This window comes from Martinezella paranaensis (genome assembly GCF_014200235.1).
Classification (GTDB): Bacteria; Pseudomonadota; Alphaproteobacteria; order Rhizobiales; family Rhizobiaceae; genus Rhizobium; species Rhizobium paranaense.
Map to the genome: position 1 here is coordinate 240085 of NZ_JACHBI010000009.1, position 22330 is coordinate 262414.

24 protein-coding genes are annotated in these 22330 nt (G+C 58.7%); 14 read left to right on the forward strand and 10 right to left on the reverse strand.

Features of this window, described 5'->3' with window-relative positions; genetic code table 11:
* Nucleotide 1 precedes the first annotated feature (1 nt).
* On the reverse strand, nt 2–322 hold the full coding sequence (locus GGD50_RS21970) for a cupredoxin domain-containing protein (RefSeq protein WP_183939361.1): 321 nt from the start codon (nt 320–322) through the stop codon (nt 2–4).
* 16 nt (nt 323–338) lie between these two features.
* Nucleotides 339–860 (reverse strand): DUF4142 domain-containing protein, encoded by a 522-nt coding sequence (locus tag GGD50_RS21975; protein WP_183939320.1) that lies wholly within the window; start codon nt 858–860, stop codon nt 339–341.
* Between the two features lie 545 nt (nt 861–1405).
* Between GGD50_RS21975 and GGD50_RS21980 the strand changes: the two genes are divergently transcribed.
* From GGD50_RS21980 to GGD50_RS22010, 7 genes are all read left to right on the forward strand, one after another.
* Nucleotides 1406–2491 carry a fatty acid desaturase family protein gene (locus GGD50_RS21980; RefSeq protein ID WP_183939322.1) on the forward strand — a complete coding sequence of 362 codons (1086 nt, stop codon included), beginning with the start codon at nt 1406–1408 and terminating at the stop codon, nt 2489–2491.
* A gap of 78 nt (nt 2492–2569) precedes the next feature.
* The gene (locus tag GGD50_RS21985; RefSeq protein ID WP_183938216.1) at nt 2570–2884 is read left to right on the forward strand and encodes a MocE family 2Fe-2S type ferredoxin; all 315 of its coding nucleotides are present in this window, start codon (nt 2570–2572) and stop codon (nt 2882–2884) included.
* A 10-nt stretch (nt 2885–2894) separates the two neighbouring features.
* Nucleotides 2895–4118, forward strand: a complete 1224-nt coding sequence (locus GGD50_RS21990) for an NAD(P)/FAD-dependent oxidoreductase (protein ID WP_183939323.1) — start codon at nt 2895–2897, stop codon at nt 4116–4118.
* A gap of 25 nt (nt 4119–4143) precedes the next feature.
* Nucleotides 4144–4953, forward strand: coding sequence for a 3-methyl-2-oxobutanoate hydroxymethyltransferase (locus GGD50_RS21995; RefSeq protein WP_183939325.1), 810 nt, complete (start codon nt 4144–4146; stop codon nt 4951–4953).
* 55 nt (nt 4954–5008) lie between these two features.
* The gene (purU, locus tag GGD50_RS22000; protein ID WP_183939327.1) at nt 5009–5893 is read left to right on the forward strand and encodes a formyltetrahydrofolate deformylase; all 885 of its coding nucleotides are present in this window, start codon (nt 5009–5011) and stop codon (nt 5891–5893) included.
* A 3-nt stretch (nt 5894–5896) separates the two neighbouring features.
* Nucleotides 5897–6796, forward strand: a complete 900-nt coding sequence (gene folD / locus GGD50_RS22005) for a bifunctional methylenetetrahydrofolate dehydrogenase/methenyltetrahydrofolate cyclohydrolase FolD (protein WP_183939329.1) — start codon at nt 5897–5899, stop codon at nt 6794–6796.
* 625 nt (nt 6797–7421) lie between these two features.
* On the forward strand, nt 7422–8513 hold the full coding sequence (locus tag GGD50_RS22010; protein WP_183939331.1) for a porin: 1092 nt from the start codon (nt 7422–7424) through the stop codon (nt 8511–8513).
* A 151-nt stretch (nt 8514–8664) separates the two neighbouring features.
* Here GGD50_RS22010 and GGD50_RS22015 read toward each other — a convergent pair whose 3' ends face one another.
* Together GGD50_RS22015 and GGD50_RS22020 are read right to left on the reverse strand one after the other, a co-directional pair.
* Nucleotides 8665–9276 carry a TetR family transcriptional regulator gene (locus GGD50_RS22015; protein WP_107107552.1) on the reverse strand — a complete coding sequence of 204 codons (612 nt, stop codon included), beginning with the start codon at nt 9274–9276 and terminating at the stop codon, nt 8665–8667.
* Nucleotides 9277–9517: 241 nt separating this feature from the next.
* On the reverse strand, nt 9518–10732 hold the full coding sequence (locus GGD50_RS22020; protein ID WP_107107553.1) for an ROK family protein: 1215 nt from the start codon (nt 10730–10732) through the stop codon (nt 9518–9520).
* A gap of 193 nt (nt 10733–10925) precedes the next feature.
* Between GGD50_RS22020 and GGD50_RS22025 the strand changes: the two genes are divergently transcribed.
* The 5 genes from GGD50_RS22025 (at nt 10926) to GGD50_RS22045 (ending at nt 17368) form a co-directional block, all read left to right on the forward strand.
* Complete coding sequence (locus GGD50_RS22025) at nt 10926–12200, forward strand: ABC transporter substrate-binding protein (protein WP_107107554.1); 1275 nt, start codon at nt 10926–10928, stop codon at nt 12198–12200.
* Nucleotides 12201–12269: 69 nt separating this feature from the next.
* On the forward strand, nt 12270–13154 hold the full coding sequence (locus GGD50_RS22030) for a carbohydrate ABC transporter permease (protein WP_107107555.1): 885 nt from the start codon (nt 12270–12272) through the stop codon (nt 13152–13154).
* On the forward strand, nt 13154–14005 hold the full coding sequence (locus GGD50_RS22035; protein WP_107107556.1) for a carbohydrate ABC transporter permease: 852 nt from the start codon (nt 13154–13156) through the stop codon (nt 14003–14005). The genes GGD50_RS22030 and GGD50_RS22035 overlap by 1 nt, the downstream gene beginning before the upstream one ends.
* 58 nt (nt 14006–14063) lie before the next feature.
* Entirely contained in the window at nt 14064–15209 is a 1146-nt protein-coding gene (locus tag GGD50_RS22040) for an ABC transporter ATP-binding protein (protein WP_107107557.1), read from the forward strand.
* A gap of 17 nt (nt 15210–15226) precedes the next feature.
* Nucleotides 15227–17368, forward strand: a complete 2142-nt coding sequence (locus GGD50_RS22045; protein ID WP_107107562.1) for a beta-galactosidase — start codon at nt 15227–15229, stop codon at nt 17366–17368.
* Nucleotides 17369–17418: 50 nt separating this feature from the next.
* On the opposite strand, the gene GGD50_RS22050 is transcribed toward GGD50_RS22045, so the two are convergent.
* From GGD50_RS22050 to GGD50_RS22060, 3 genes are all read right to left on the reverse strand, one after another.
* Nucleotides 17419–18435: a PAS domain S-box protein gene (locus GGD50_RS22050; RefSeq protein ID WP_245407440.1), complete on the reverse strand. Its 1017-nt coding sequence runs from the start codon at nt 18433–18435 to the stop codon at nt 17419–17421.
* A gap of 490 nt (nt 18436–18925) precedes the next feature.
* Nucleotides 18926–19336, reverse strand: coding sequence for a DUF4174 domain-containing protein (locus tag GGD50_RS22055; RefSeq protein WP_107107559.1), 411 nt, complete (start codon nt 19334–19336; stop codon nt 18926–18928).
* Between the two features lie 148 nt (nt 19337–19484).
* A complete protein-coding gene (locus GGD50_RS22060) occupies nt 19485–19844 on the reverse strand; it encodes a hypothetical protein (protein WP_146143984.1) in 360 nt (119 codons plus the stop codon).
* 70 nt (nt 19845–19914) lie between these two features.
* Here GGD50_RS22060 and GGD50_RS22065 point away from each other — a divergent pair, with 70 nt between their 5' ends.
* Both GGD50_RS22065 and GGD50_RS22070 read left to right on the forward strand, forming a co-directional pair.
* The gene (locus GGD50_RS22065; protein WP_107107561.1) at nt 19915–20247 is read left to right on the forward strand and encodes a four-helix bundle copper-binding protein; all 333 of its coding nucleotides are present in this window, start codon (nt 19915–19917) and stop codon (nt 20245–20247) included.
* A gap of 11 nt (nt 20248–20258) precedes the next feature.
* The gene (locus GGD50_RS22070; RefSeq protein WP_181316026.1) at nt 20259–20423 is read left to right on the forward strand and encodes a hypothetical protein; all 165 of its coding nucleotides are present in this window, start codon (nt 20259–20261) and stop codon (nt 20421–20423) included.
* Between the two features lie 49 nt (nt 20424–20472).
* Here GGD50_RS22070 and GGD50_RS22075 read toward each other — a convergent pair whose 3' ends face one another.
* The 3 genes from GGD50_RS22075 to GGD50_RS22085 form a co-directional block, all read right to left on the reverse strand.
* Nucleotides 20473–21543, reverse strand: a complete 1071-nt coding sequence (locus tag GGD50_RS22075; protein WP_183939333.1) for a DNA topoisomerase IB — start codon at nt 21541–21543, stop codon at nt 20473–20475.
* Nucleotides 21544–21573: 30 nt separating this feature from the next.
* Nucleotides 21574–21978, reverse strand: coding sequence for a VOC family protein (locus tag GGD50_RS22080; protein ID WP_183939335.1), 405 nt, complete (start codon nt 21976–21978; stop codon nt 21574–21576).
* 85 nt (nt 21979–22063) lie between these two features.
* On the reverse strand, nt 22064–22330 hold a 267-nt coding region (locus GGD50_RS22085; protein ID WP_183939337.1), incomplete at its 5' end, for a PPC domain-containing DNA-binding protein.

Below are 22330 nucleotides of genomic sequence, written 5' to 3' on the forward strand. Positions count from 1 at the left end.
CTCACGGCTGCGCATTCAGCTCTCCGGTCATCGTCGGATGAAAGCGGCAGTAAAATTTCACCGGTCCTGCGCGCTCGATCGTCATCTTGCCTTGCGACTTGGCCGGCAGGTCGATGTCGAAACTTCCATCGCGTGCAGTAGCCGTATGGCGGAATATATCATCATTGTGCCAGACGATCACGTCGCCGACATGTAGCGTCGCAGGCGGGGAGCCGAATTTCATATTCGCGATGGCGATTTGATATTCGGCTGGTTTTGCCACCGTGCTGATCATCATTGCCAGCAACCCCGCGACAACGGCGAGCGCATGCTTTCTATTCATCGCGCTCATTGCCGGTTCATTTCATCGTCGCGGCAAGATGTTCCGCATGCGTTTGATGTTCCTTGAAGAGCGTCAGGCCGGTCTCCAACAAGGACTTGAGTTCGGCATTCTTTGCCGATGGGATTAGTTGCTTGGCGAGCGCCTCGTTGACCGTCTTGTGATAGGCCACTTCGTTGTCGACATAGGCTTTGTCGAAGGCCTTGCCGTCCAATGCGCCGAGCTTGGTCAGTTCCTTGCTCGCCTGCGCACTCAGCGACTTGCTGACGTCGTTATCCTCAGGCGTGACCTTGAGTTTCTTGACCAGCGCTAACGCCTGCTCGTTGACGCTTTTGTGGTCGCGCTCCATGGTCTTGGCGAAATCGATTACCTCTGGATTCTTGCTCTTCTTCAACGCCTGCTCGGCAGCCGTCACGTCGATCTGCCCGGCGGTGTAGGCGATATGGGCGATTTGTGGATCGGTGATTTTTGTCTCGGCGGCGATGGCCGCAGTGCCGGCGAGGCCGAGCAGGAATGCCGCAGTCAGAATGGGTTTAAACATGATTTTTCTCCCGTTCGTTGGTGATCCGGAGCGAACATTGGATGGAGCGCCGTCCTTCGATCCGTTGGTCCCGTATCGGAACTAGCCATTGGATGGAGTTGGGAGAAAAAGGTTCCCAAAAAATATCGGACTTGTACGGGCCTATGCATTTTGGCGAACGAAGCGCCGTGATCTTCCCAGATATAGCGGCGTCTGCGTAATGCCATTCGTGGAATGATCTTCGCTCTAAATGATAGAATTCTATCATTCAGATATTTCCCAGGCGTAGATATCAGAAGGAGGAATTGCCCGATTCGCCGTTCGTTGGACGCCGCATTTGCTCAATGAAGCTGATTTCCGGGCGCCGTTAATTGCTGCCAGCCGATGAAATAGTTGGTCGGTGCATGGTGGGGTCCTGAGGTATTCCATCATGAATGAGATGGCGTGGTGATGGAATATGATAGATTCCATCATCGCCGCATTGAGGCAAGCGAAAACTCGACCTATCCTCTTCGTCATCAGAGGCGGTGCGGCGTTTGCGCATCGCGGGGAGGCAGGAAGCAGCCATGAGCGAGAGCATCAAGCGCGATTACAGCCTGCTCGGCCCAAGCAGCCGGCAGGCGGTCGAAACCGGGCTGGCGGCGGCCGAGTGGTATCATACCGACATTCCGCGCAAGGAGATGAAGGCGCTGATGCAGCGCTCCGATGATGCCGCCATCCGCGATACGGTCATCTGGCTCGGCAGCATGGTGGTCTTTGCCGGCCTCGGCGTTGCCTTCTGGGGCTCCTTAATCGCTCTGCCCTTCTTCCTGGCTTACGGCGTGCTTTATGGCTCGGCCTCCGACAGCCGCTGGCATGAATGCGGGCACGGCACGGCGTTCAAGACCCGCTGGATGAACGATGCGGTCTACCAGATCGCCTGCTTCATGATCATGCGCAATCCGGTGACCTGGCGCTGGAGCCATACCCGCCATCACACCGACACCGTCATCGTCGGCCGCGATCCGGAGATCGCCGTCATGCGGCCGCCGGATTTGCTGCGCCTGGTCCTGAACTTTTTCGGCCTCGTCGATGTCTTCTATGCCGTGCTCGACATGATCCGCAACGCCTTCGGCATCGTCAGCGCCACGGAGAAGACCTTCATTCCGGAGATGGAGCAGCCGAAGGCGATCCGCATCGCCCGCATCTGGCTGGCGATCTATGTCGCCACCATCGCTTCTACCTTTTATATGGGCTCGGTCCTGCCGCTGGTGCTGATCGGCCTGCCGCGGCTTTATGGCGCCTGGCATCATGTCTTGACCGGCCTGTTGCAGCATGGCGGTTTGGCCGACAATGTCATCGACCACCGGCTGAACAGCCGCACGGTGCTGATGAACCCGATCAGCCGCTTCATCTATTGGAACATGAACTACCATGTCGAACACCACATGTTCCCGATGGTGCCCTATCATGCGCTGCCGAAGCTGCATGCGATGATCAAACATGATCTGCCGCGGCCGAACCCCTCGATCTGGTCGGGCTACCGCGAAATGCTCCCGGCCTTCCTCAGGCAGTTGCGCAACGAGGATTATTTCCTGAAGCGCGACCTGCCGGCGACGGCGCGACCCTATCGCGAGGACTTCCACGTGACGCCTGCAGAAGCAGCGCAATAACCGCAGGCAAAAACAGCAGCCAAGAACAGCAGAGCAGCCAGGAACGGCACATACAACGGCACATACAGGGAGGCAGGAATGAGCGGCAATTGGATCGAAGTCTGTGCGGCGAATGCGATCGACGAGGAGGACGTCATGCGCTTCGACCATGGCGGCAAGACCTTCGCCATCTACCGCAGTCCGGAAGACGACTATTTTGCCACCGACGGCCTCTGCACACATGAGCAGATCCATCTCGCCGACGGGCTGGTGATGGACAACATCATCGAATGTCCCAAGCACAACGGCCGCTTCGACTATAGGACCGGCGAGGCCAAGGGCGCTCCGGTCTGCGTCAATCTCAAAACCTATCCGGTCAAGGTCGAAAACGGCACCGTCTTCATCGCAATCTGAGGGGAAAGCCATGCTGCATTTCGTCATTATAGGGGCAGGAGAATGCGGCGCTCGCGCCGCCTTTGCGCTCAGGGAGAAGGGCTTTGACGGCGACATCACTCTGGTCGGGGCCGAGCCGGTTGCGCCCTATGAACGTCCGCCGCTTTCGAAAGAGAGCCTTGCCCTTGGGCATGAGCCGAAGTTCGTCGCTGCCTTGGAGCGCTATGCCGATCAGCGCATCGATCTTCGGCTCGCGACGCATGCGACCAAGATCGATCCGGTCGGCAAGGTCGTCACGCTCTCCGACGGGCAGACGCTCAGCTACGACAAATTGTTGCTGGCGACCGGTGCATCCGCCCGTAGCTTTCCCGGCATCGCGGGCGGAGAGCGCATTCGCATGCTCCGCACCCACGCTGACGCGTCGGCCCTGCGGGCAGCGCTGCTCCCCGGTCGTCACATCGCCGTCATCGGCGGCGGCTTTATCGGTCTTGAGCTGGCGGCGACGGCGCGCAAGCTCGGCGCCGATGTTACCGTGATTGAGGGGCTGCCGCGTGTCCTGAAGCGGGGCGTGCCGGAGGCGGTGGCCGAGGTGATAACGCAACGTCATCGGGACGAAGGCGTCGCCATCCACTGTGGCGAGACCATTGCGGTCGTGGAAGATGGCGCGGATGGCGCGATTGTCCGCCTGGCGGGCGGCGAGGAAATCTCCGCCGATCTCGTGCTCATCGGCATCGGTGCTCAGCCGAATGTCGCGCTTGCTGAGAAGGCGGGGCTTGCGATCGAGAACGGCATCGCCGTCAACGAGCGGCTGGCAACCTCCGCAGCCGATATCTATGCCGCCGGCGATTGCTGCTCTTTTCCGCTGGCTCTTTATGGCGGGCGGCGGGTTCGCCTGGAATCCTGGCGCAACGCGCAGGAACAGGGAACGCTGGCCGCGGCCAACTTGCTCGGCGAAGCCGCCAGTATCTCGGCCGTGCCATGGTTCTGGTCCGATCAATATGATCTGACGCTGCAGATTGCCGGCCTTGCCGATGGCGCGACGACGATGCTCCGGCGTGACCTTGGCGAGGGCGCATTCATCCTTTTCCATCTCGATGAGGCCGGTCGGCTGCTTGCAGCCAGCGGCATCGGTCGCGGCAACGCCGTTGCCCGCGATATCCGTCTCGCCGAAATGCTGATTGCCGCCCGCGCTCATCCCGATCCGGAAGCGCTGACGGCGAGCCATGTCAAACTCAAATCGCTTCTTGCCGCGTGATGAGCCCATACCCAGGGAGTTTCCAATGAAAAAACACAGTCGTGCAACGGTCGCCGATCTCCTGGCGCTCAGAGGACAGCGGCAGCTCACCATGTTGCGCGTCACCTCGCTGGAGGAAGCCGAGGCAGCGGAAAAGGCCGGTATCGACATGCTGTCCGTGCCGCCTGCGCTGCTTGGCCCCGCATTCCGTGAAGCTGCCCCGAGCCCCTTTGCCATTCCAGGGCTTGAATACGGCGATTACGTCTCGGCGGAAGAATATATGCGCGAGGCGTTCAAGGCGCTGAAGGCAGGCGGCGACGCCGTTTATTGCGCCGCCGGGCTGCAAACAATCCGGCGGATGCGGGACGAGGGCATTCCGGTCTGCGGCCATGTCGGTCTCATTCCATCCAAGGCGACCTGGACGGGTGGTTTCCGCGCCGTCGGCAAGACCGCTGCTAGCGCCTTCGAGATCTGGCGCCAGACCAAGGCGTTGGAGGAGGCCGGTGCCTTTGCCGCGGAGATCGAGGTGGTGCCCGGCGATGTCGCCGCCGCGATCAGCAGCGCCACGTCGATGCTGATGATCTCCATGGGTGCCGGAAGCGGATGCGATGCCCAGTATCTCTTTGCCGACGACGTGCTTGGGAGCAATCGTGGGCACCGGCCACGTCATGCCAAGGTATACCGCGATTTTGCGGCTGAATACGACCGGCTGCAGAATGAACGGACCGCGGCGTTCAAGGAATTCGCCGAGGACGTTCGTTCGGGCGCTTATCCGGCAAAGGGGCATCTCGTCGCAATCGATGAGGCGGAACTGCAGACGTTTCTCCGGCTGCTTGCCGAAGGTGATGGCCGCTAGCGCCGCTGAGCGGCAGATTGGCGGCGTTTCATGATTTTCAATCGGACGACATAAGATGAAACAATATGTTCTACGGGTATCCTGCACATCGACGCGGGGGATCGTTGCGGCGATAGCGAATTATCTGGCCGATCAAGGCTGCAACATCGTCGACTCCAGCCAGTTCGACGATCTCGATACCGGCAAGTTCTTCATGCGGGTCTCCTTCATCTCCGAAGAAGGGGTCAACCAGCAGAAGCTGGTCGAAGGCTTCAAGCCGGTCGCCGAGGCCTTCGAGATGGATGCTGAGATCTATGACGCCCAGAAGCGCATGAAGGTGCTGTTGATGGTGTCGCGCTTCGGCCATTGCCTCAACGACCTGCTGTACCGCTGGAAGATCGGTGCGCTGCCGATCGACATCGTCGGCGTCGTCTCCAACCACTTCGATTACCAGAAGGTGGTCGTCAACCACGACATCCCCTTCCACCACATCAAGGTGACGAAGGACAACAAGCCGCAGGCCGAAGCCCAGCTTCTGGATCTGGTCGAGCAGACCGGCACCGAACTGATCGTGCTTGCCCGCTACATGCAGGTGCTGTCGGATGCGCTGTGCAAGAAGATGTCGGGCAAGATCATCAACATCCACCATTCCTTCCTGCCGAGCTTCAAGGGCGCCAATCCGTACAAGCAGGCCTATGAGCGCGGCGTCAAGCTGATCGGGGCGACGGCGCATTACGTCACCGGCGATCTCGACGAAGGTCCGATCATCGAGCAGGACACGGCGCGCATCACGCATGCGCAGTCGGCGGAAGACTATGTCTCGATCGGCCGCGATGTCGAAAGCCAGGTGCTGGCGCGGGCCATCCATGCCCATATCCACTACCGCACCTTCCTCAACGGCAACCGCACCATCGTCTTCCCGGCAAGCCCGGGAAGCTATGCTTCGGAACGCATGGGCTGAGCGATGGCTGACATCATCGATGGCAAGCAGGTGGCTGCTTCGGTAATTGATGCGGTGAAGACGGCGACCGCAGCACTGGAAAAGAACACTGGCGTGAAGACCGGCCTTGCGGTCGTCATCGTCGGTGATGATCCGGCGAGCCACACCTATGTCGGCGCCAAGGGCCGCATGGCCAAGGAATGCGGCTTCAACTCCATCCAGCACACGCTGCCGGCCGAGACGACGCAAGCTGAGCTGGCAAAGCTGGTGGCGACGCTGAACGAGGATGCGTCCATCCACGGCATCCTGGTGCAATTGCCGCTGCCGAAGCATTTGAATGCCGAAGCGATCATCCAGTCGATCCGGCCGGACAAGGATGTCGATGGCCTGCATGTCGTCAATGCCGGCAAGCTGGCAACCGGTGATCTGGCGACCGGCCTCATCTCCTGCACGCCGGCTGGCGCCATGCTGCTGGTGCGCCGCGTGCATGGCGAAGACCTGTCGGGACTGAATGCCGTCGTCATCGGCCGTTCCAACCTGTTCGGCAAGCCGATGGCGCAATTGCTGCTTTCCGCCAATGCGACGGTAACGACGGCGCATTCGCGGACGAAGGACTTGGCCACGGTGGCCCGCAACGCCGATATCCTGGTGGCGGCGGTCGGCCGGCCGGAAATGGTGAAAGCCGATTGGGTGAAGCCGGGTGCGACGGTCATCGATGTCGGCATCAACCGCATCGCAGCACCGGAAAGAGGCGAGGGCAAGAGCCGTCTGGTCGGCGATGTCGCCTTTGCGGAAGCCGGCGAAGTTGCCGCCGTCATCACCCCGGTTCCGGGTGGTGTCGGGCCGATGACCATCGCCATGCTGATGGCCAATACCTCGATCGCCGCCCATCGTGCCGCCGGTCAGACGCCGCCGAAATTCTAAAGTCGTCGGCATGATCCCGAAACCGATCAAGCGGTTTCGGATAGGTCGTGCCCAGCGAAGCATCTTACTCGGCCGGCGCCACGCCGGTCGAGGCCCGCACGATCAACTCGGCTTTCCAAAGCTCCTGCTCGGGAAATGTCTCGAGCCGCTTGATTCGCGATGGCGAAGGCCTGATGGCTGCCCGCCATAATTCTGGATTCGGACCTCCGACGACGATCGAGAATCTGTACGCAGCTGACACGGCCACAAAATTATCTCGCCAAAATAGCAACATCCGTTATACCCAGCGGCCTAAATGACCGTACCGAAGCCGATAGTTGCATATTGGTCACAGCGGTCGAAGCTTGTAATAAGGGTGCCTTCATATAATTGACAAACATACCGTTGGTTTGTAAAAAAACTCAGGACATGAATATGTCTTGCGGTCGAAGCATCGGCCGCATCGGTAGGGCATTTCAAGGCCGTGTCGTCGGCGGGACAAGAGGGACTCAAGCCAACACCAGGCAGAGCAATCGCAGAGTTGTTCGATCGTATTGATGCGATGCCAATCCTCCTTATGAGGGCGGCAAATGAACCTCCTTGCGTGCGGAATCTTTGAAATGCATATTGCAACCAGGAGTTTAAGATGAATTTGAAAAGCCTTCTGATCAGTTCTGCTGCCGCGCTAGCCGCAGTTTCCAGCGCGCACGCAGCTGATGCTGTCGTCGCTGCCGAACCGGAGCCCCTTCAGTATGTTCGCATTTGCGACGCCTATGGCGCGGGATATTTCTTCATTCCGGGTACCGAAACTTGCTTGAAGATCGGCGGCCAAGTTCGCACCGAAGGCGAGTGGTACGATGCCTATAGCCCGACGAACAAGACCGGCACATTGTGGCATACCCGCGCTGAACTCAATCTCGATACCGCAACGGATACCGAATACGGCCCGCTGAAGACCAACATGGTACTGCGTTGGGACTGGAGCGAAGGCAATTCGACGACCACCAAACTGCTGTTTGCCAATATCAGCCTCGGTGGCTTCACGGTCGGTAAGGCAGACTCGCAGTACAATTCGTACATCGGCTACGCCGGCGACGTCATCAACGACGACGTGATCTATGATGGTCCGTACGAACTCAACCAGATCACCTACAACTACGACGCCGGCAACGGTTTCACGGCTGTGGTCTCGGTTGAAGACTCCAACTCCAGCGGCTCGGGTGCATCCTATGGTTCGAGCTGGTGGAGCGATGACAAGGCGGATCACTACGCTCCGGACGCCGTTGCTGGTGCTGGCTTCAAGTCCGGCATCTGGGGTGTCAAGGTCGTCGGCGGTTACGACTCGATCGTCGAAGAAGGCGCTATCAAGGCTCGTGTCGACGCCGACTTCGGCGCCTTCTCGGCCTTCTTGATGGGCGGCTGGAACACGGACGGCGACAAGCTCAACAAGTACGCCGGTACCAACCTGGACCGCTCTGCTTGCCCGGCAGGTCGTCCTGATCTTTGCGGCTGGGGCGACTGGGCTGTTTGGGGTGGCGTTGGCGTTCCGATCAACGACAAGCTGAAGTGGAACCTGCAGCTCGCCTACACCGACTCCAAGATCTTCGCCGCTACGACGAACGTCAAGTGGAACCCGGTCAAGAACCTGCTAATCGAACCCGAAATCTCCTACACGGATTGGGATTCGGTCAATCAGGACCAGTGGGCCGGCATCCTGCGCTTCCAGCGTAGTTTCTAATCCGAAGTTATCCGGCCTCGTGCCGGGTAGAAGAAGCCTGCGGTTTCCAATCCCGCAGGCTTCTTACACTGATCGGTTGACCTCCGATCAAATACGGAAAGGGTTCGGTTTTCCCTACCGAATCCTTTCTAACTAAGCGCCTGTCTGGCCTCTAATGCGTCGGAAACCAGGTGGCGAGGATCATTTTGATGAGAGCCTGGCCGCAGGGAACCAATTGAAAGTCGCCTCTATCGAGAGCCCATTCTCCGACCAACCCTCCAATGATCGCGGTCAAAGCGGAAGCGGCGGTATCTGCCGTCCAAGGAGGAGGCAACGGCCTTATGGCGTCCATGGAATGAAAAATTCTCGCGAAGTGCTCCCGCATGTCATGGCGGAAGGAATCCCCGCTGCCTGCGACTTCCTCGCAAAATGCCATGTCGAGATACATGATGACTTTCAATAGGCCGCGTTTACGCGGTTCCTGCTGAAGCTCTGCGAATGTCGCCGAAATCGTCTCCGCCAGCAGTTCCAGCGGATTGGGTGCGTGTCCTTCCGCAATTCGCTCCGCAAGTTCCTTGAACGGCTGCTGCGCCTTATCGCGGATCGCAAACAACAGGCCTTGCTTGTTCTTGAAGTGCCAATGGACCGCTCCGCGCGTAACGCCTGCCGCCGTTGCTATTTCGTCCAGCGTGACATTTTCATAGCCGTTGTCGAGAAACAATGCTTCCGCCGCGCGCAATATCTCGCGTCTGGTTTCAGCAGCTTCCTCCTTTGTGCGTCTCATTTTTTTATTCCCCTCCTATTTCCGAGCTGCGCCCCTTCAGCCCTCCCACATAGTCATAACGTCGATAATTGTGCTTACAACACCGTTACCTGCGTGAAGCTTTTCCCCTGTTAATCTACGGCTGTTATTGCGCTCGGTCACTGGCGACCGCGAGAGCGGTCATTTTCGATCAAAACGGCCTGCTTGTTGGGGGTAGCAAGCTCGCAACCGGCATGTCGCGAACCTTTCCTGCAACAAGCGGCTAACCGGCGGATTTCTGTGTGCCGCCGGCGTATGTTCGGCCAATGTCGGTGAAGCCGCTCGACAATTCAAAATCGAACATCTTTTGGGTGACGAGCGCGGCCGCGCCGCGGGCCCAGGAGTTGTCTTCCCAGTCCGGAAGCAGGGGAGGGGCTGTTCTGAAGGTCCTGGCAGCCAGGGCATCCCGCAGTGGTCCGAGAAAATGGTCGCCAAACGAGACGGCTTCGCCGCCGGCAACGATGACTTCCGGATCCGTGATGTTGACGAGATTGGCGAGCGCAGTTCCGATACTTTTGCCGGAATGCTCGACAAGGGCGACCGCGGCCTCGTCGCCGGCAGCCAGCGCACTGCGGAGTTCGGGAAGGCCTTTGTCTTTGCCATACCCGGTTGCTTCGCGCCAGCGTCTCAAGATCGACACTTCGGAATGATAGGCCATGAGACAGCCGCGCTTGCCGCATTCGCATACGCGGCCATTTTCTTCATAAAGCGTATGGCCGAACTTGCCGGCCGCGCCATTTGCGCCGCGATAGAGCTTTCCCTCGATGACGAGCGCGCAGCTTATGCCGACACCCACTGCGAGGACGGCCATGTTGCGATGCTGTCTTCCCAACCCAAAAAGCTGCTGCGCAATGGCATAGGCGTTGGTGTCGTCTTCCAGCCAGACCGGTACGTTTGCGCGCGTTGCCACAAGCGAGGCGAGGGGAACATTGTCCCACTGGAAGCGATGACTGCGGACACACGCCGTCTGTTCATCGTTGATGACGCCCGGCATAGAAATGCCGATACCCGCGAGCTTGGCATGCGGGCGTCCGGCGAGCTTGACCATTTCAGGAACGGTGTTGGCGAGCAGGTCGGCGACATAGTCGGGCTCATGACCGGCAAGCGGTATGCGCATTGCCGCCAGGGGATTCGTCGCAAGGTCGGTTGTGACACATTCAACCGAATCCGTCATCAGCTTGAATCCAACCGCGAGCCCATGCTCGTAGTTGATCTGCACCGGGATTGGACGCCTGCCGGTAAGGCCGGTCACGGCCTGGCCTTCCACAACGATGCCTTCCTCACAGAGATCGCCGACAACGAAGGTCACGGCTGCAGGGCTTAGCCCTGTAATTGTTGCGATATCGGCGCGACTTCGCGGCCCCTCCATGCGCAAAAGATTGAGGATCAGGCGTCGATTTAGCGCCCTTGCCGTGCTCTGATCGCCCTTCAGCTTCACTTTTAGTTCCTTAATTTTGTAAATTAATTATTGCAGGCTCTATCGATCTATGCATAACTCCACCCGCCGATCAACTCCGGATGCGGTTTCCGCCCTGAGAATAAGCGACAAAATCGGCGCGTTAAATGCCTGACATGCATCTCGAGGGGAGAGCTTGCCAGGACGTGTTGATCGATCAACTGGGAGGAACTCTATGGTGCATTTCAAGCAAATCTTTCCATCCACTCGCCGCAACTTCCTGAAAGGCGCAGGTGCCGTATCGGCGGCAGCTCTGGCGGGCGGCCTGTCCGCGCCCGCAATTGCCCAGGCGCAGAAAGTCACGGTGATCTCGGCGGAAAACAATGCCGAGGCGCTTACGGTGCTGAAGACGATCGCAGAGAACTTCGGGAAGGAAGCCGGGGTCAGCGTCGTCATCAACAACATGGACCACGAGGCCCACAAGACGGCCATTCGTAACTACCTTGTTGCCGGCGCGCCCGACATTTGCACATGGTTTTCGGGCAATCGCATGCGTGCTTTCGTAAAGCGCGGCCTCTTCGACGATATTTCCGATCTGTTCGAAAAGGAAAAATACAAAGATGTGCTCGGCGCGACGACGGGAACGGTCACCGTCGATGGCAAGCAATATGGCCTGCCGACGGGCGGCACCCTTTGGGGGATGTTCTACCGCAAGGATGTGTTCGATCAGCATGGCCTGACTGTGCCGACGACGGCCGAGGAATTTGTGGCTTACGGCGACAAGTGCAAGGCGGCCGGTCTCACCCCGATCGCCATGGGAACCAAGGAACTCTGGCCGGCTGCCGGTTGGTTCGATCAGATGAACCTGCGTATCAATGGCCTCGACAAGCACATGGCGCTGATGAACGGCGAGATGAGCTATCTTGATCCATCCCTGAAGCCGGTTTTCGACCAATGGGAAGGGATGATCAATAAGGAGTTCTTCACCGCCAACCATACGTCGTTTGGCTGGCAGGAGGCCGCAGCGCTGCTCGCCCAGAAAAAGGCCGGCATGATGAATCTCGGCGCCTTCCTAAAGTCCGCCTTCACCGCCGAGGATCTGCCGCAACTGTCTTATGCCACTTTCCCGGTTCTGGACACGAAGGTCGGTCACTTCGAAGAGTTCTCGGTCAATTCGATCCACATTCCTGCGAACGCGAAGAACAAGCAGGGCGCTCGCGAATTCCTCGCCTATTTCTACAAGCCGGAAAATCTCGCGGCCTATCTGGAGCCCGGCGGAAACGTGCCGCCGCGCAACGATCTTCCGCCCAGCAAGGACCCGCTCGTCAACGTAGCAGTCGAGACGTTGAAGAAGCTACAGGGTGCTTCTCAGTATTACGACCGCGACAGCGACCCCGATATGGCTCAGGCCGGCCTCGTCGGCTTCCAGGAATTCATGGCGAAGCCCGATCGGCGCGACTCCATTCTTCAGCGCCTCGAAGGCACCCGCAAGCGCATCTACAAACTCTAGTTCTCCTCCCGGTGCCCGGGGAGCGGAAGCGCGCTTCCGCTCCCTCATAACTCCAATGAGGCTCTGGATATGTTGATGATTTGGCGCCGCCAACGTTGGTGGCTCACTCCCACTTTGCTTATCGCACCGGCGATCCTGCTCTTTTTCACGGTCATCCTGCTCTCGGCCGTGCGGAGCGTCTGGATCAGTTTTCACGAGTGGGACGGTTTCGGCCCGATGAACTGGGTCGGTTTTGGAAATTACATCGAGCTTTTCAACGACCCGCAGTTTTACGTTTCGCTGAAGAACAACCTCATCTGGCTGATCATGTTCATGGCCGCACCGCCGCTTGGGCTCGCCATAGCGTTGCTGGTCAATCAGAAAATAAGGGGTATGCGCTTCCTGAAGTCCCTGTTCTTCATCCCGCTTGTGCTGGCTTCGGTCACGGTGGGGGTCGTGTTCACATGGGTCTATACGCCGGAGTTCGGACTTCTGGCCCTGATCTTCAAGGCATTCGGCGCAACCGCCCCGGCGGTTCTTTCCGACGAGCACTTTGTGACATTTGCGATCGTCATCGCAGCGCTTTGGCCGCAGGTTACTTTCTGCATGGTGCTCTATCTCGCCGGCCTGAACAATCTGAGCGAGGAGCTCATAGGCGCAGGCCGCGTGGACGGGGCGAGGGGATGGAACATGTTGTGGCACATCGTCCTGCCGCAACTGACGCAAGTAACCTTCATTGCCATCGCGGTGACAGTCGTCGGTGCGCTTCGGTCCTTTGACATGATCTCCGTGATGACGGCCGGAGGCCCGTTCGGATCGTCCTCGGTGCTGGCCTATCAGATGTACGAGCAGTCGATCTTCTCTTACCGCTTCGGCTACGGCGCGGCGATCGCATCCGTTCTTTTCGTGATCATGGCCGTCTTCATCACCTGGTACCTTTCGCGCATCATTCGCACAGAAGAGAGAGGTGGCTGATGTATCCTCGCCCTATTCCGGAAACAGCCATCTGGCAGCGACGGTTTTATGTCCTGGCGGTGCTGCTTGTCCTCCTTCTCTGGCTCTGCCCTCTGTTTGCGATCGTCCTGACGTCGTTCCGTTCAACGACCGATGTCATGAGCGGCAATCTGTGGGGCTGGCCGACCGAACTCGGTGTGGTCGACAACTACACGGCGGTCTTCACGCAGACCCCGATGGCCCAGTATTTCCTGAACAGTCTGACGATCACCATTCCCTCGGTAATCGGTGTCCTGGTTCTGAGCACGCTCGCGGGCTTCGTTCTCTCCCGCTATCGCTTTCCGGGCAATATGCTGATCTTTGCGCTCTTCGTTGGCGGCAATTTCCTGCCGCACCAGATCATGATGATCCCGGTGCGCGATCTTATGGTGCGGCTGAATCTGATAGACACGACGACAGCGCTGATCATCTTCCATGTTGCCTTCCAGACAGGATTTGCGACGCTCTTCATGCGGAACTTTATCGCCGCCTTGCCTGACGAACTCTTTCAGGCGGCCCGCGCGGAAGGGGCAACCCCTTTCCAGACGCTCATCCATGTTGCCGTGCCACTGGTCCGGCCAGCCCTTGCGGCATTGGCCATTCTGATCTTCACCTTCATCTGGAACGACTATTTCTGGGCGGTGGTGCTGACGGTCAGCGACTCGGTGAAGCCCGTGACTGCCGGTCTTGCCAATCTGCGCGGAGAATGGGTTTCGGCATGGAACCTCATTTCGGCAGGCACGATCGTCGTCGCCGTGCCGCCCGTCATCATGTTCTTCCTCATGCAGCGCCATTTCATCGCTGGTCTCACCATGGGGGCCGTCAAAGGATGAACAAAGAGGCATTTCCTTTCCCAAAATCCAGAATTCCAACAGCAGAGAGCCAGGAAGCATGACCAGCCTCGAACTGCGACAGATCAACAAGAATTACGGTGGATACCACGCCTTGCGCGGGATCGACCTTGCCGTCGAGCAGGGGGAGTTCATCGTCATGGTCGGGCCTTCGGGCTGCGGCAAGTCGACCCTCCTCAAGACGATCGCCGGCCTCGAAGGGATTTCGTCCGGCCAGATCATGATCAATGGCCGCGACGTCAGCAAGGAAGAGCCGGGGGATCGTGGCATTGCCATGGTCTTCCAGTCCTATGCGCTTTACCCGCATATGACCGTGGCGGAGAACATGGGGTTTGGCTTGCGCATGGCCAAACGACCCAAGGCCGAAATCGATGCCGCCGTTGCGCGCGCCGCCAAGATCCTGCGCATCACCGATCAGCTTGAGAAACGGCCGAAGCAACTGTCGGGCGGCCAACGGCAACGTGTTGCCATCGGCCGTGCCATCACCCGTTCTCCGGATGTGTTCCTCTTCGATGAACCGCTTTCGAATCTCGATGCGGCGTTGAGGACCCAGATGCGCGTCGAGCTGAGCAGTCTGCACGCAGAACTCGGTGCGACCATGGTCTACGTGACCCACGATCAGGTGGAAGCCATGACCATGGCGAGCCGTATCGTGGTGCTGAACCAAGGCGTGATCGAGCAGGTGGGCTCACCGCTGGAACTCTACAGAAATCCCGAAAATCTCTTCGTCGCGGGTTTCCTTGGAGCTCCGAGAATGAACTTCCTTGCCGTAACCGTGGACGAGGTCTCCGGCCGGGACGTTCGGGTCTCCGCGCCCGGCATCATCCCGTTGACGGTTGAATTGTCGGATGGAGTGGCGCCGCAAAAGGGCGCCGACCTGACGCTCGGTGTTCGGCCGGAAAACATATCGATCGTCACCGATGTCGCACATGGCGGTGCGATCGAAGGGCAGGTGCAACTGGTCGAGCACCTCGGTCGTGAGACCATCCTCTACGTTGACGCGGGCAGCCTGCGCACCATCGCGTCGGAAAGCGGCACCGGAAATATCACCGTGCAGCTCAGCTACGTCGCTCCCTTCACATCCGGCCAAGCAGTGGCACTGAAGCTCGACGCCAAAGAGCTTTATCTCTTCTCATCCAATGGCGGACGCACGATCAGCGCCCGCAAAACGATCATCGACAAATGAATTCGGGAAATAAGACCGTGTCTGACAAGAACATTGCTAAGACCCCATCCGCTTGGAATACCGTCAAGACCGACCGCTTTCTCGTCGGCGCTCCCCACTATCCCGAGCATGTCGACGAGAGCTATTGGGAGCGCGATGCCGAGCGCATGGCGAAGGCAGGTTTCAACGTCGTGAGAATGGCGGAATTTGCCTGGCATATTCTCGAGCCCAGGTTCGGCACCTTTGATTTCGATCTGTTCGACCGCGCCATAGCCATGCTCGGGCGGTACGGGATCGATACGATCATGTGCACGCCGACGGCCACGCCGCCGCGCTGGCTGACGGTTGCCCATCCCGAGATCCTGCGCGTTGACGCCAAGGGCCGTCCGATGAGCCACGGATCGCGTCAACACTGCGATACGGCAAGTCCCGTATTCCGCGAACACAGCCGCCGCATCACCCGGGCGATGGCCGAACACTATCGCGACAACCCGCATGTTGTCGGCTGGCAGACCGACAATGAACTGAACACGAGCATGCCGGAGAGCTACTCGAAGGCGACGTTGAGCGAATTCCAGATTTTTCTCGCCGAGAAATACGGCACTATCAGCAAGCTGAACGCGGTATGGGGCGGCGATTTCTGGGCAACTGCCTATGACAGTTTCAACCAGGTTGTGCTTCCGATCGAATTCGGCCCGACCTTCCCCAGCCCCGGCCATGTGCAGGACTACCATCGCTTCCTTGCATTTGCGACGGCGCGGTTTCAGCACGATCAGGTCGAGATCTTGCGGGCCGCGAACCCATCATGGTTCGTCTTCCACAACCTTGGCGGCCTGCGGGATATCGATTTCCGCGGTCAGTTCACCACCGATCTCGATTTCGTCGGCTACGACATTTATCCGATGCTCTACGACGAGTTTCAGCGCATCGGAAACCACGCAAAGGTCCAGGCCCTGCACCTCGATATATGCCGCGGCTTTTCGGGTAACTATATCGTGCCGGAGCAACAGTCCGGCTTTGGCAGTCAGCCGGGCTTCTGCACGCTGACACCGGAGCCGGGCGAGCTTCGGCGCATGGCCATGTCATCGGTCGCGCATGGGGCTGACGGACTGATGTTCTTCCGCTGGCGTCCAGCCCATTTCGGTGCCGAGATCTACTGGATGGGTATCATCGACCATGACGACGTCGGCCGTCATCGCTATGACGAAGCCAAGCAGTTCGCGACCGAAATGACGGCGCTGAAGGACAAGATCCTTGGCACATACGTACGCATGGATGTGGGCATTGCCGGTTCGGACTTCGACAATCAGGAAGCCCATAAGACCTACTCGATTGGACTGCCAAGCCCCCAGGACGAGGCGGTTCTCCTGCACCAGTATTGCTATGATCGCGGCATCGCCTGCGGCTTCATTCATCCCGAGGATGATCTTTCGAAGCTGAAGCTGTTCTACGTTCCGCATTGGGTGATGTGGAAGGATGAATGGACTGACAAACTTCAGGCCTTCGCGGAGCAGGGTGGCACGGTCGTTATCGGCGCACGCACGGGCACGCGGGACGAGAACAATCACGTCATCAGGCAGACTGCCCCCGGTGCGTCCCTTTCCAAGCTCGCTGGCGTGCGCGTCGAGGATTTCGGCCGTCTTGCCGCACCCGGCGCAAGCGGATTGTTCGACGTGATGGAGCGCTCGGGTGGCCTGGTAGTGCCGCCAAACAGGCCCGCTGAATCGCAGCGCAGGACGCGCCGTTTCAAGATCGGCAACCAGGAACTGACTGCCGGACATTTCTACGAAAACCTCGCCGTCGACGCGGATACCGAGATCGTCGCCGCCTGGTCCAATCGTTATGCGGACGGTCAGCCGATGGCGACCTCTCGCAAGGTCGGCAAGGGGCAAGTCGTCTATCTCGGCACCTATCTCACGCCCGAACTGACGGCTGCGCTATCCGAACGGCTGTTCCCGGCGGCAGATGTTCAGCCGCTTGTGGACGACCTTCCGGCTGGCGTCGAGGTCACTATGCGCATGAACGAGGAACGTAGGCTGCTGTTCGTCCAAAACTACACCGATCAGCCCACAAGCCTCGTTGTGCCCCGCGGCAATAACCTGCTCGACAACGGAAAGGCCGTCGCCGGCGGGCTTGATCTCGATGGCTATGGCTGCGCAATCATCGAATTGGAACGCTGAGCAGGGGCGCCGGCAGACTAGCCGATCAGGACGCACGGGAAGCGGTGATGTCAGCGAGTCAGGTTCTCCAGCGGAACCCGCAAATGAATGCGAAGCCCTTCCGGCCTCCATTCCCGTGTGATCGATCCCCTGAGCGAGCCTTCGACGGTCACTCGTTCAAGCTGGGATCCGAAGCCGGTGCTTTCTCCAGGTGACGTAACGGCTGGGCCGCCAGTTTCCGTCCAGATCAGGCTGAGTTCGCCGTCCGTTACAAGGTCGATCCTGATTTGCCCCTGCGGGAGGGAAAGTGCTCCGTATTTGATCGCGTTGGTGGCGAATTCATGTAGCAGCAACGCGAGCGATGTCAGCGCGAAGCCTCCAATCGGGGCATCCGAGCCGTGAATCTGTATCCGCTGCCGATCGTCCTCCCGATGAACGGCAAGAACCGCGTCAAAGAGGGAAAGGAGAGTGGTCGACGGTCGAGCGGTTACATCTCCGGAAAGATCCGGCAATGTCAGTTCATGAACGCGAGCCAAGGAAACGATCCGTCTGCGCAGATTGTCGGCAAGATCCTGCGCGCTTGTAGCCGATCGCAGGCTCATCGTGATCAGTGCATTGGTGATTGCGAACATGTTCTTGATGCGATGGTTCATCTCGCGCAGGAGCAGCGTCTGGCGTTCGCGCTCACGTTTGCGCTCGGAAATGTCCCGCGCGATTTTCGACGCTCCGATGATCGACCCGTCCTCGTTGCGGATCGGCGATACAGTGAGGGAGACATCGACAAGGCTTCCATCCTTGCGCCGGCGCACCGTCTCGTAGTGATCGACCCGTTCGCCTCGGCGGATTCGCCCGATGATCGTTGTCTCCTCGTGGAGCCGCTCATCAGGGATCAGAATGGTGATTGGCTGGCCAATCATTTCTGCCGGCGTAAATCCGAAGAGGCGTACGGCGCCGCTGTTCCAGCTCGTGATGATGCCGCCAAGGGTCTTGCTGATGATCGCATCATCGGAGTTTTCGACGATGGCGGCCAGCCAGCCATCCGCCGAAGGCGCATGCGATCCATATTGCTGGGTGAGATTCTCGCTCAAGCTTCTACTCGGAGTGGGTTCTCCTTCATTGGATGCCTCCTCCGAATCCAGTGACACGGAGACCAAAGAGCCCGTTTCGTCAGCGGCCCTAGCCTTCCCTTTCCCCATCATCATCTCCCGGAAAGCACAGGTTACAATGAACCCATCCTCTCCATCTGCCGGCTTGTAGTCAAACCCGGCCTGCTGCCGTGTTCGGCATCGAGACCGCGTGCATTCGGCACCTCGGTTGCGTCGGTCGGCCGCTCATCCGGCCCTTTCGCAATCCCAATCCCGTAAATTGCAGATCGATGCGAAGGACTTTGGCGACCGCACGATTTTCTCATATGGTTCGGGAACCTTCAACGTGGCTGTAGGTTCGAAAGCCGGATCGCGTGGAATTTGTCCCTTCTGCTAATGCCCCATCGCCGTCTGCGCGGTCCACCTCTCCTTTCAAAACTCGCCATGTGAAAGCGGACGCGGCCGCCAAACGCCTATCGCTCGCCGTTTCGAATTATGACGTCGACGGCGGGAGCTTGTCGAGGACACCCAGGATGACGGTTGCCGGCAGAGGCGCATGGGATCTGAGTTTGGTCATGCCATCCAATCCGACCAATACCATTTCGAATTCGTCGTCCGACGGGCCTTGCAGATCGCGTCGAATATCGTCGGCGTCGAGTTCGTACGGCTCCTCGAAAAGCTGAAAGACCCCGCCACCGGCGACCCTCAGCACGGTCACGTCATGATCGGTCAGGTTCTTTTCATGATGCAGAAGCTCCTCCTCCTGCCTTATGGGCCGGTCATCATTGGAACCTTCGAAGAGTACGAGGACGTTGCACCTGTTGCGAAACGATGCGAGGCTCGGACAAGGATCACGTAATTTGTCGTCCGCTCCAGCGAATTCTCTGAAAAGCGACCTGAGCATCGGAAATTCTCCTTTTGGAAGGGTGGCGCGGCATCGCTGAGTAAAAATCAGGCCATTGGCGCCAGAGATATAAATCCGCCAGCGGCGCGTCTTGTTCCGCCGGCTCGTCTCTCGGATCGCGGCCGATCGCGATAGGTCACGCCTCGCATTAAATCTGTCCTTGAAGGTTGAGGCTGCCGCGCATGCACGCAACGCGTCGCTCGGCATCGGTTATGTCATGGGCCCAAAAGCTGAAGCTGAAGATCCGGCCATCGAACTCGTATTCAGCGAGGAAACGAAACATATGTTGTCCAAAATCATCGACGATACGAAATTCGGCCTCCGGATTGCTCTCCTCCCGCCAAGCCTTCGAAAACTTGATAACGGTCATCACCGAAACTCCTGTTCCATCCAGACCATTCGACCAAACCCATGAGGGAGCCGTTTGTTGCGTGTGGACGCGACAAGCGGGGAAACCGGCGATTTCGGCTGCATGGATCGCGATCAAAAGGCCGAGGGCCGGGAACAATGGCGGGCCTGCCGGCTTAGGCCCGGTAGTCATGACGAAGCTTGAGACGCAACAGCCCAGGGAGACGACAATGCATTTGGATAGCAAAACACAGCAATGCGTCGAGAACTGCCTGCGCTGCTACAGCGTTTGCCTGTCCACGGCGATGAACCATTGCCTGGAAGTCGGTGGCGAACATACCAAACCCCAGCATTTCAGGCTGATGATGGCGTGCGCGGAGATATGCCGCACGTCAGCGCATTTCATGATGATCGGCTCAAGGCACCATTCGCATGTCTGCCGCGAATGCGCGGAAATCTGCAGCGAATGCGCTGTGGATTGCGAGCGGATCGGCGATATGGCGGAGTGCGTGGATGCCTGCCGCAAGTGCGCCGAGACCTGCCTGCAGATGGCGGCGGCGTAAGAGAGGCAGAAATGAACGACGATGAGACCGATCAGAAGCGGGTGGAACCTCCGACATTTGCAGCTCAGGATGTTCGCCAGGGCGAGATTATCCTGAAGCGCCACTGGCAGCGCCTGGTTTTCATCGGAGGCTTGCTGGCCGCGGTTCTCGTGATCTTGCTGCTGCGATTTGCCTGAGATGCCACGAATGTCGCGGTCACCTGCGATCGGATAGATAGACTACTGGTCACTCCAGCTCTTCCAGCCAGCGCAGCACCGCTACCTCGTCTTCATCCAACCATTTCAGAATGCTGGATCTTTTCCTCACCTTCGTCTTGGCGATCTTCGCCAGGCTGCCGTCCTCGAAACCTTCGAACACGCCCGGATGTATGTAGGATCCTCGGCAGACGGCCCGTGTATTCACCAGTTTCGCGGCCACTCTGTCGACGATCTCGTTTATCTGCCTTGCCCGCCCGGCGGCACTGCTGCCGGGCTCGATGATCGCCAAAGCCGAAGCCTCCATACGCGTGGCACCCCAGATCCGGAATTGCCGCGAGCTGAAGTCGCCGGCCGCGGCCTCCCGAATATAGGCGTTGACGTCTTGCGAGCGGATCGGATGGAGAGCGCCGTCTTCATCGAGGTACTGGAACAGATGCTGGCCCGGCAATTCCTGCAGCATTCGTATGGCGCGTATGATGCGGCGGTCGGCATAGCTCAACCGCCATTCCTTGCCGGATTTGCCCTTGAAGCGAAATTGCAGGCGCGATCCAACCAGTTTGACATGCCTGCTGCGCAAGGTGGTCAGCCCATAGGAACCGTTTTCCGTCGCATAGGCCTCGTTGCCGATGCGGATGAAAAGCTTGTCCATCAGCCAGACGACGGTGGCGAGCGCCTTTGCCAATCCGGGCTTCCTGCGGCGAAGGTCGCTATCGATCCGCTTGCGGATATCAGGCAATGCATGAGCGAACTCCACGAGCTGCGCGAACTTTTCCCGACCGCGCTCTGCGGTCCAATTCGGATGGTAGCGATATTGTTTGCGGCCTCTGGCATCGCGGCCGACGGCTTGCAAGTGCGATCTCGGATCGGGTGAAATAATGACATCGGTATAGGCAGGAGGAATGGCGAGTGCGGCAAAGCGGTGGAGCTCCGCCTCATCGTTAATCCGGTTTCCCCGTTCGTCGTCATAGAGAAAGCCTTTGCGGCCCTTCCTGCGGGTTATGCCGCTGTCCAATGCGGCGAGGTAAACGATATCGGACTCGTCGCCAATCGCATGCTTAGCGGTTGATGGGGCTTTCGAACTGGTTGCCTTTGAAGGCATCGGATCCACACGCGGCAAGGGCGAGAACTCTTACAGCGCTCCATTGACCTCCACGACGTTCAAGTCAGGATCGCGAAGATAGAGCTGCGGGAAATGGGCAGGGCCGGAGCGGAAGATCAGCAGGCACTTTGGATCGCTTTCAGGCAGGTCATCTCGAAAGCCGAGGTCTGTAAGCCGTTTGACAACACCATCGAAGTCATCGGTACGAAAAGCGAAGTGCCAATCATTGCGGTCGATCGTGGGGCTTTTACGGAACGTGCCTGCCGGATTGAGGATGAGATGGACCTCTAGGCTGCCACAGGCAAGCCAGGCGCCGTCGACTTGAAAATTCGGCCGCGGAATTTGAGCGAGACCGAACACATTGCAATAGAAGGGCAGTGACTTTTCCAAATCAGCGGTGATGATCGCTACATGATGCAAGGCAAGCAGAGACATTCCTCTTCCTCCTCAACCAAGTCGCGATAAACATAACAGCAGGGGCATTTAAAGTGTAGGCATACTGCGAGCTAGCCTTGGCGGCTTATAGTTCGATGAGGGCGATTCCGAGGTCTTTGTGATGCCGGCGGTGCATGTATGCGGGCGTCTCGATGATCGTGACTTCCAATGTCGGATGCACGATGCCGTCGATGAAGTGACCGCCGCGCGTGGAACCGTCCTTTAGGCCCAGAACGGCATGGAGATGCAGGCTTGCTTTGCCGTCGTCGCCGGTCGCGATGTCACCAAGAAGGCTCAGAACCTCGCATTGCTCCGCGACCGGAATTTTGCGGTAGCTGCGACTGGCGAAATC

Bases quoted from the DNA above. Each gene is read 5' to 3' on its own strand.
- GGD50_RS21970 (WP_183939361.1), bottom strand. From the start codon at position 322: ATGAATAGAAAGCATGCGCTCGCCGTTGTCGCGGGGTTGCTGGCAATG.
- GGD50_RS21975 (WP_183939320.1), bottom strand. From the start codon at position 860: ATGTTTAAACCCATTCTGACTGCGGCATTCCTGCTCGGCCTCGCCGGC.
- GGD50_RS21980 (WP_183939322.1), top strand. From the start codon at position 1,406: ATGAGCGAGAGCATCAAGCGCGATTACAGCCTGCTCGGCCCAAGCAGC.
- GGD50_RS21985 (WP_183938216.1), top strand. From the start codon at position 2,570: ATGAGCGGCAATTGGATCGAAGTCTGTGCGGCGAATGCGATCGACGAG.
- GGD50_RS21990 (WP_183939323.1), top strand. From the start codon at position 2,895: ATGCTGCATTTCGTCATTATAGGGGCAGGAGAATGCGGCGCTCGCGCC.
- GGD50_RS21995 (WP_183939325.1), top strand. From the start codon at position 4,144: ATGAAAAAACACAGTCGTGCAACGGTCGCCGATCTCCTGGCGCTCAGA.
- purU (WP_183939327.1), top strand. From the start codon at position 5,009: ATGAAACAATATGTTCTACGGGTATCCTGCACATCGACGCGGGGGATC.
- folD (WP_183939329.1), top strand. From the start codon at position 5,897: ATGGCTGACATCATCGATGGCAAGCAGGTGGCTGCTTCGGTAATTGAT.
- GGD50_RS22010 (WP_183939331.1), top strand. From the start codon at position 7,422: ATGAATTTGAAAAGCCTTCTGATCAGTTCTGCTGCCGCGCTAGCCGCA.
- GGD50_RS22015 (WP_107107552.1), bottom strand. From the start codon at position 9,276: ATGAGACGCACAAAGGAGGAAGCTGCTGAAACCAGACGCGAGATATTG.
- GGD50_RS22025 (WP_107107554.1), top strand. From the start codon at position 10,926: ATGGTGCATTTCAAGCAAATCTTTCCATCCACTCGCCGCAACTTCCTG.
- GGD50_RS22030 (WP_107107555.1), top strand. From the start codon at position 12,270: ATGTTGATGATTTGGCGCCGCCAACGTTGGTGGCTCACTCCCACTTTG.
- GGD50_RS22035 (WP_107107556.1), top strand. From the start codon at position 13,154: ATGTATCCTCGCCCTATTCCGGAAACAGCCATCTGGCAGCGACGGTTT.
- GGD50_RS22040 (WP_107107557.1), top strand. From the start codon at position 14,064: ATGACCAGCCTCGAACTGCGACAGATCAACAAGAATTACGGTGGATAC.
- GGD50_RS22055 (WP_107107559.1), bottom strand. From the start codon at position 19,336: ATGCTCAGGTCGCTTTTCAGAGAATTCGCTGGAGCGGACGACAAATTA.
- GGD50_RS22065 (WP_107107561.1), top strand. From the start codon at position 19,915: ATGCATTTGGATAGCAAAACACAGCAATGCGTCGAGAACTGCCTGCGC.
- GGD50_RS22070 (WP_181316026.1), top strand. From the start codon at position 20,259: ATGAACGACGATGAGACCGATCAGAAGCGGGTGGAACCTCCGACATTT.
- GGD50_RS22075 (WP_183939333.1), bottom strand. From the start codon at position 21,543: ATGCCTTCAAAGGCAACCAGTTCGAAAGCCCCATCAACCGCTAAGCAT.
- GGD50_RS22080 (WP_183939335.1), bottom strand. From the start codon at position 21,978: ATGTCTCTGCTTGCCTTGCATCATGTAGCGATCATCACCGCTGATTTG.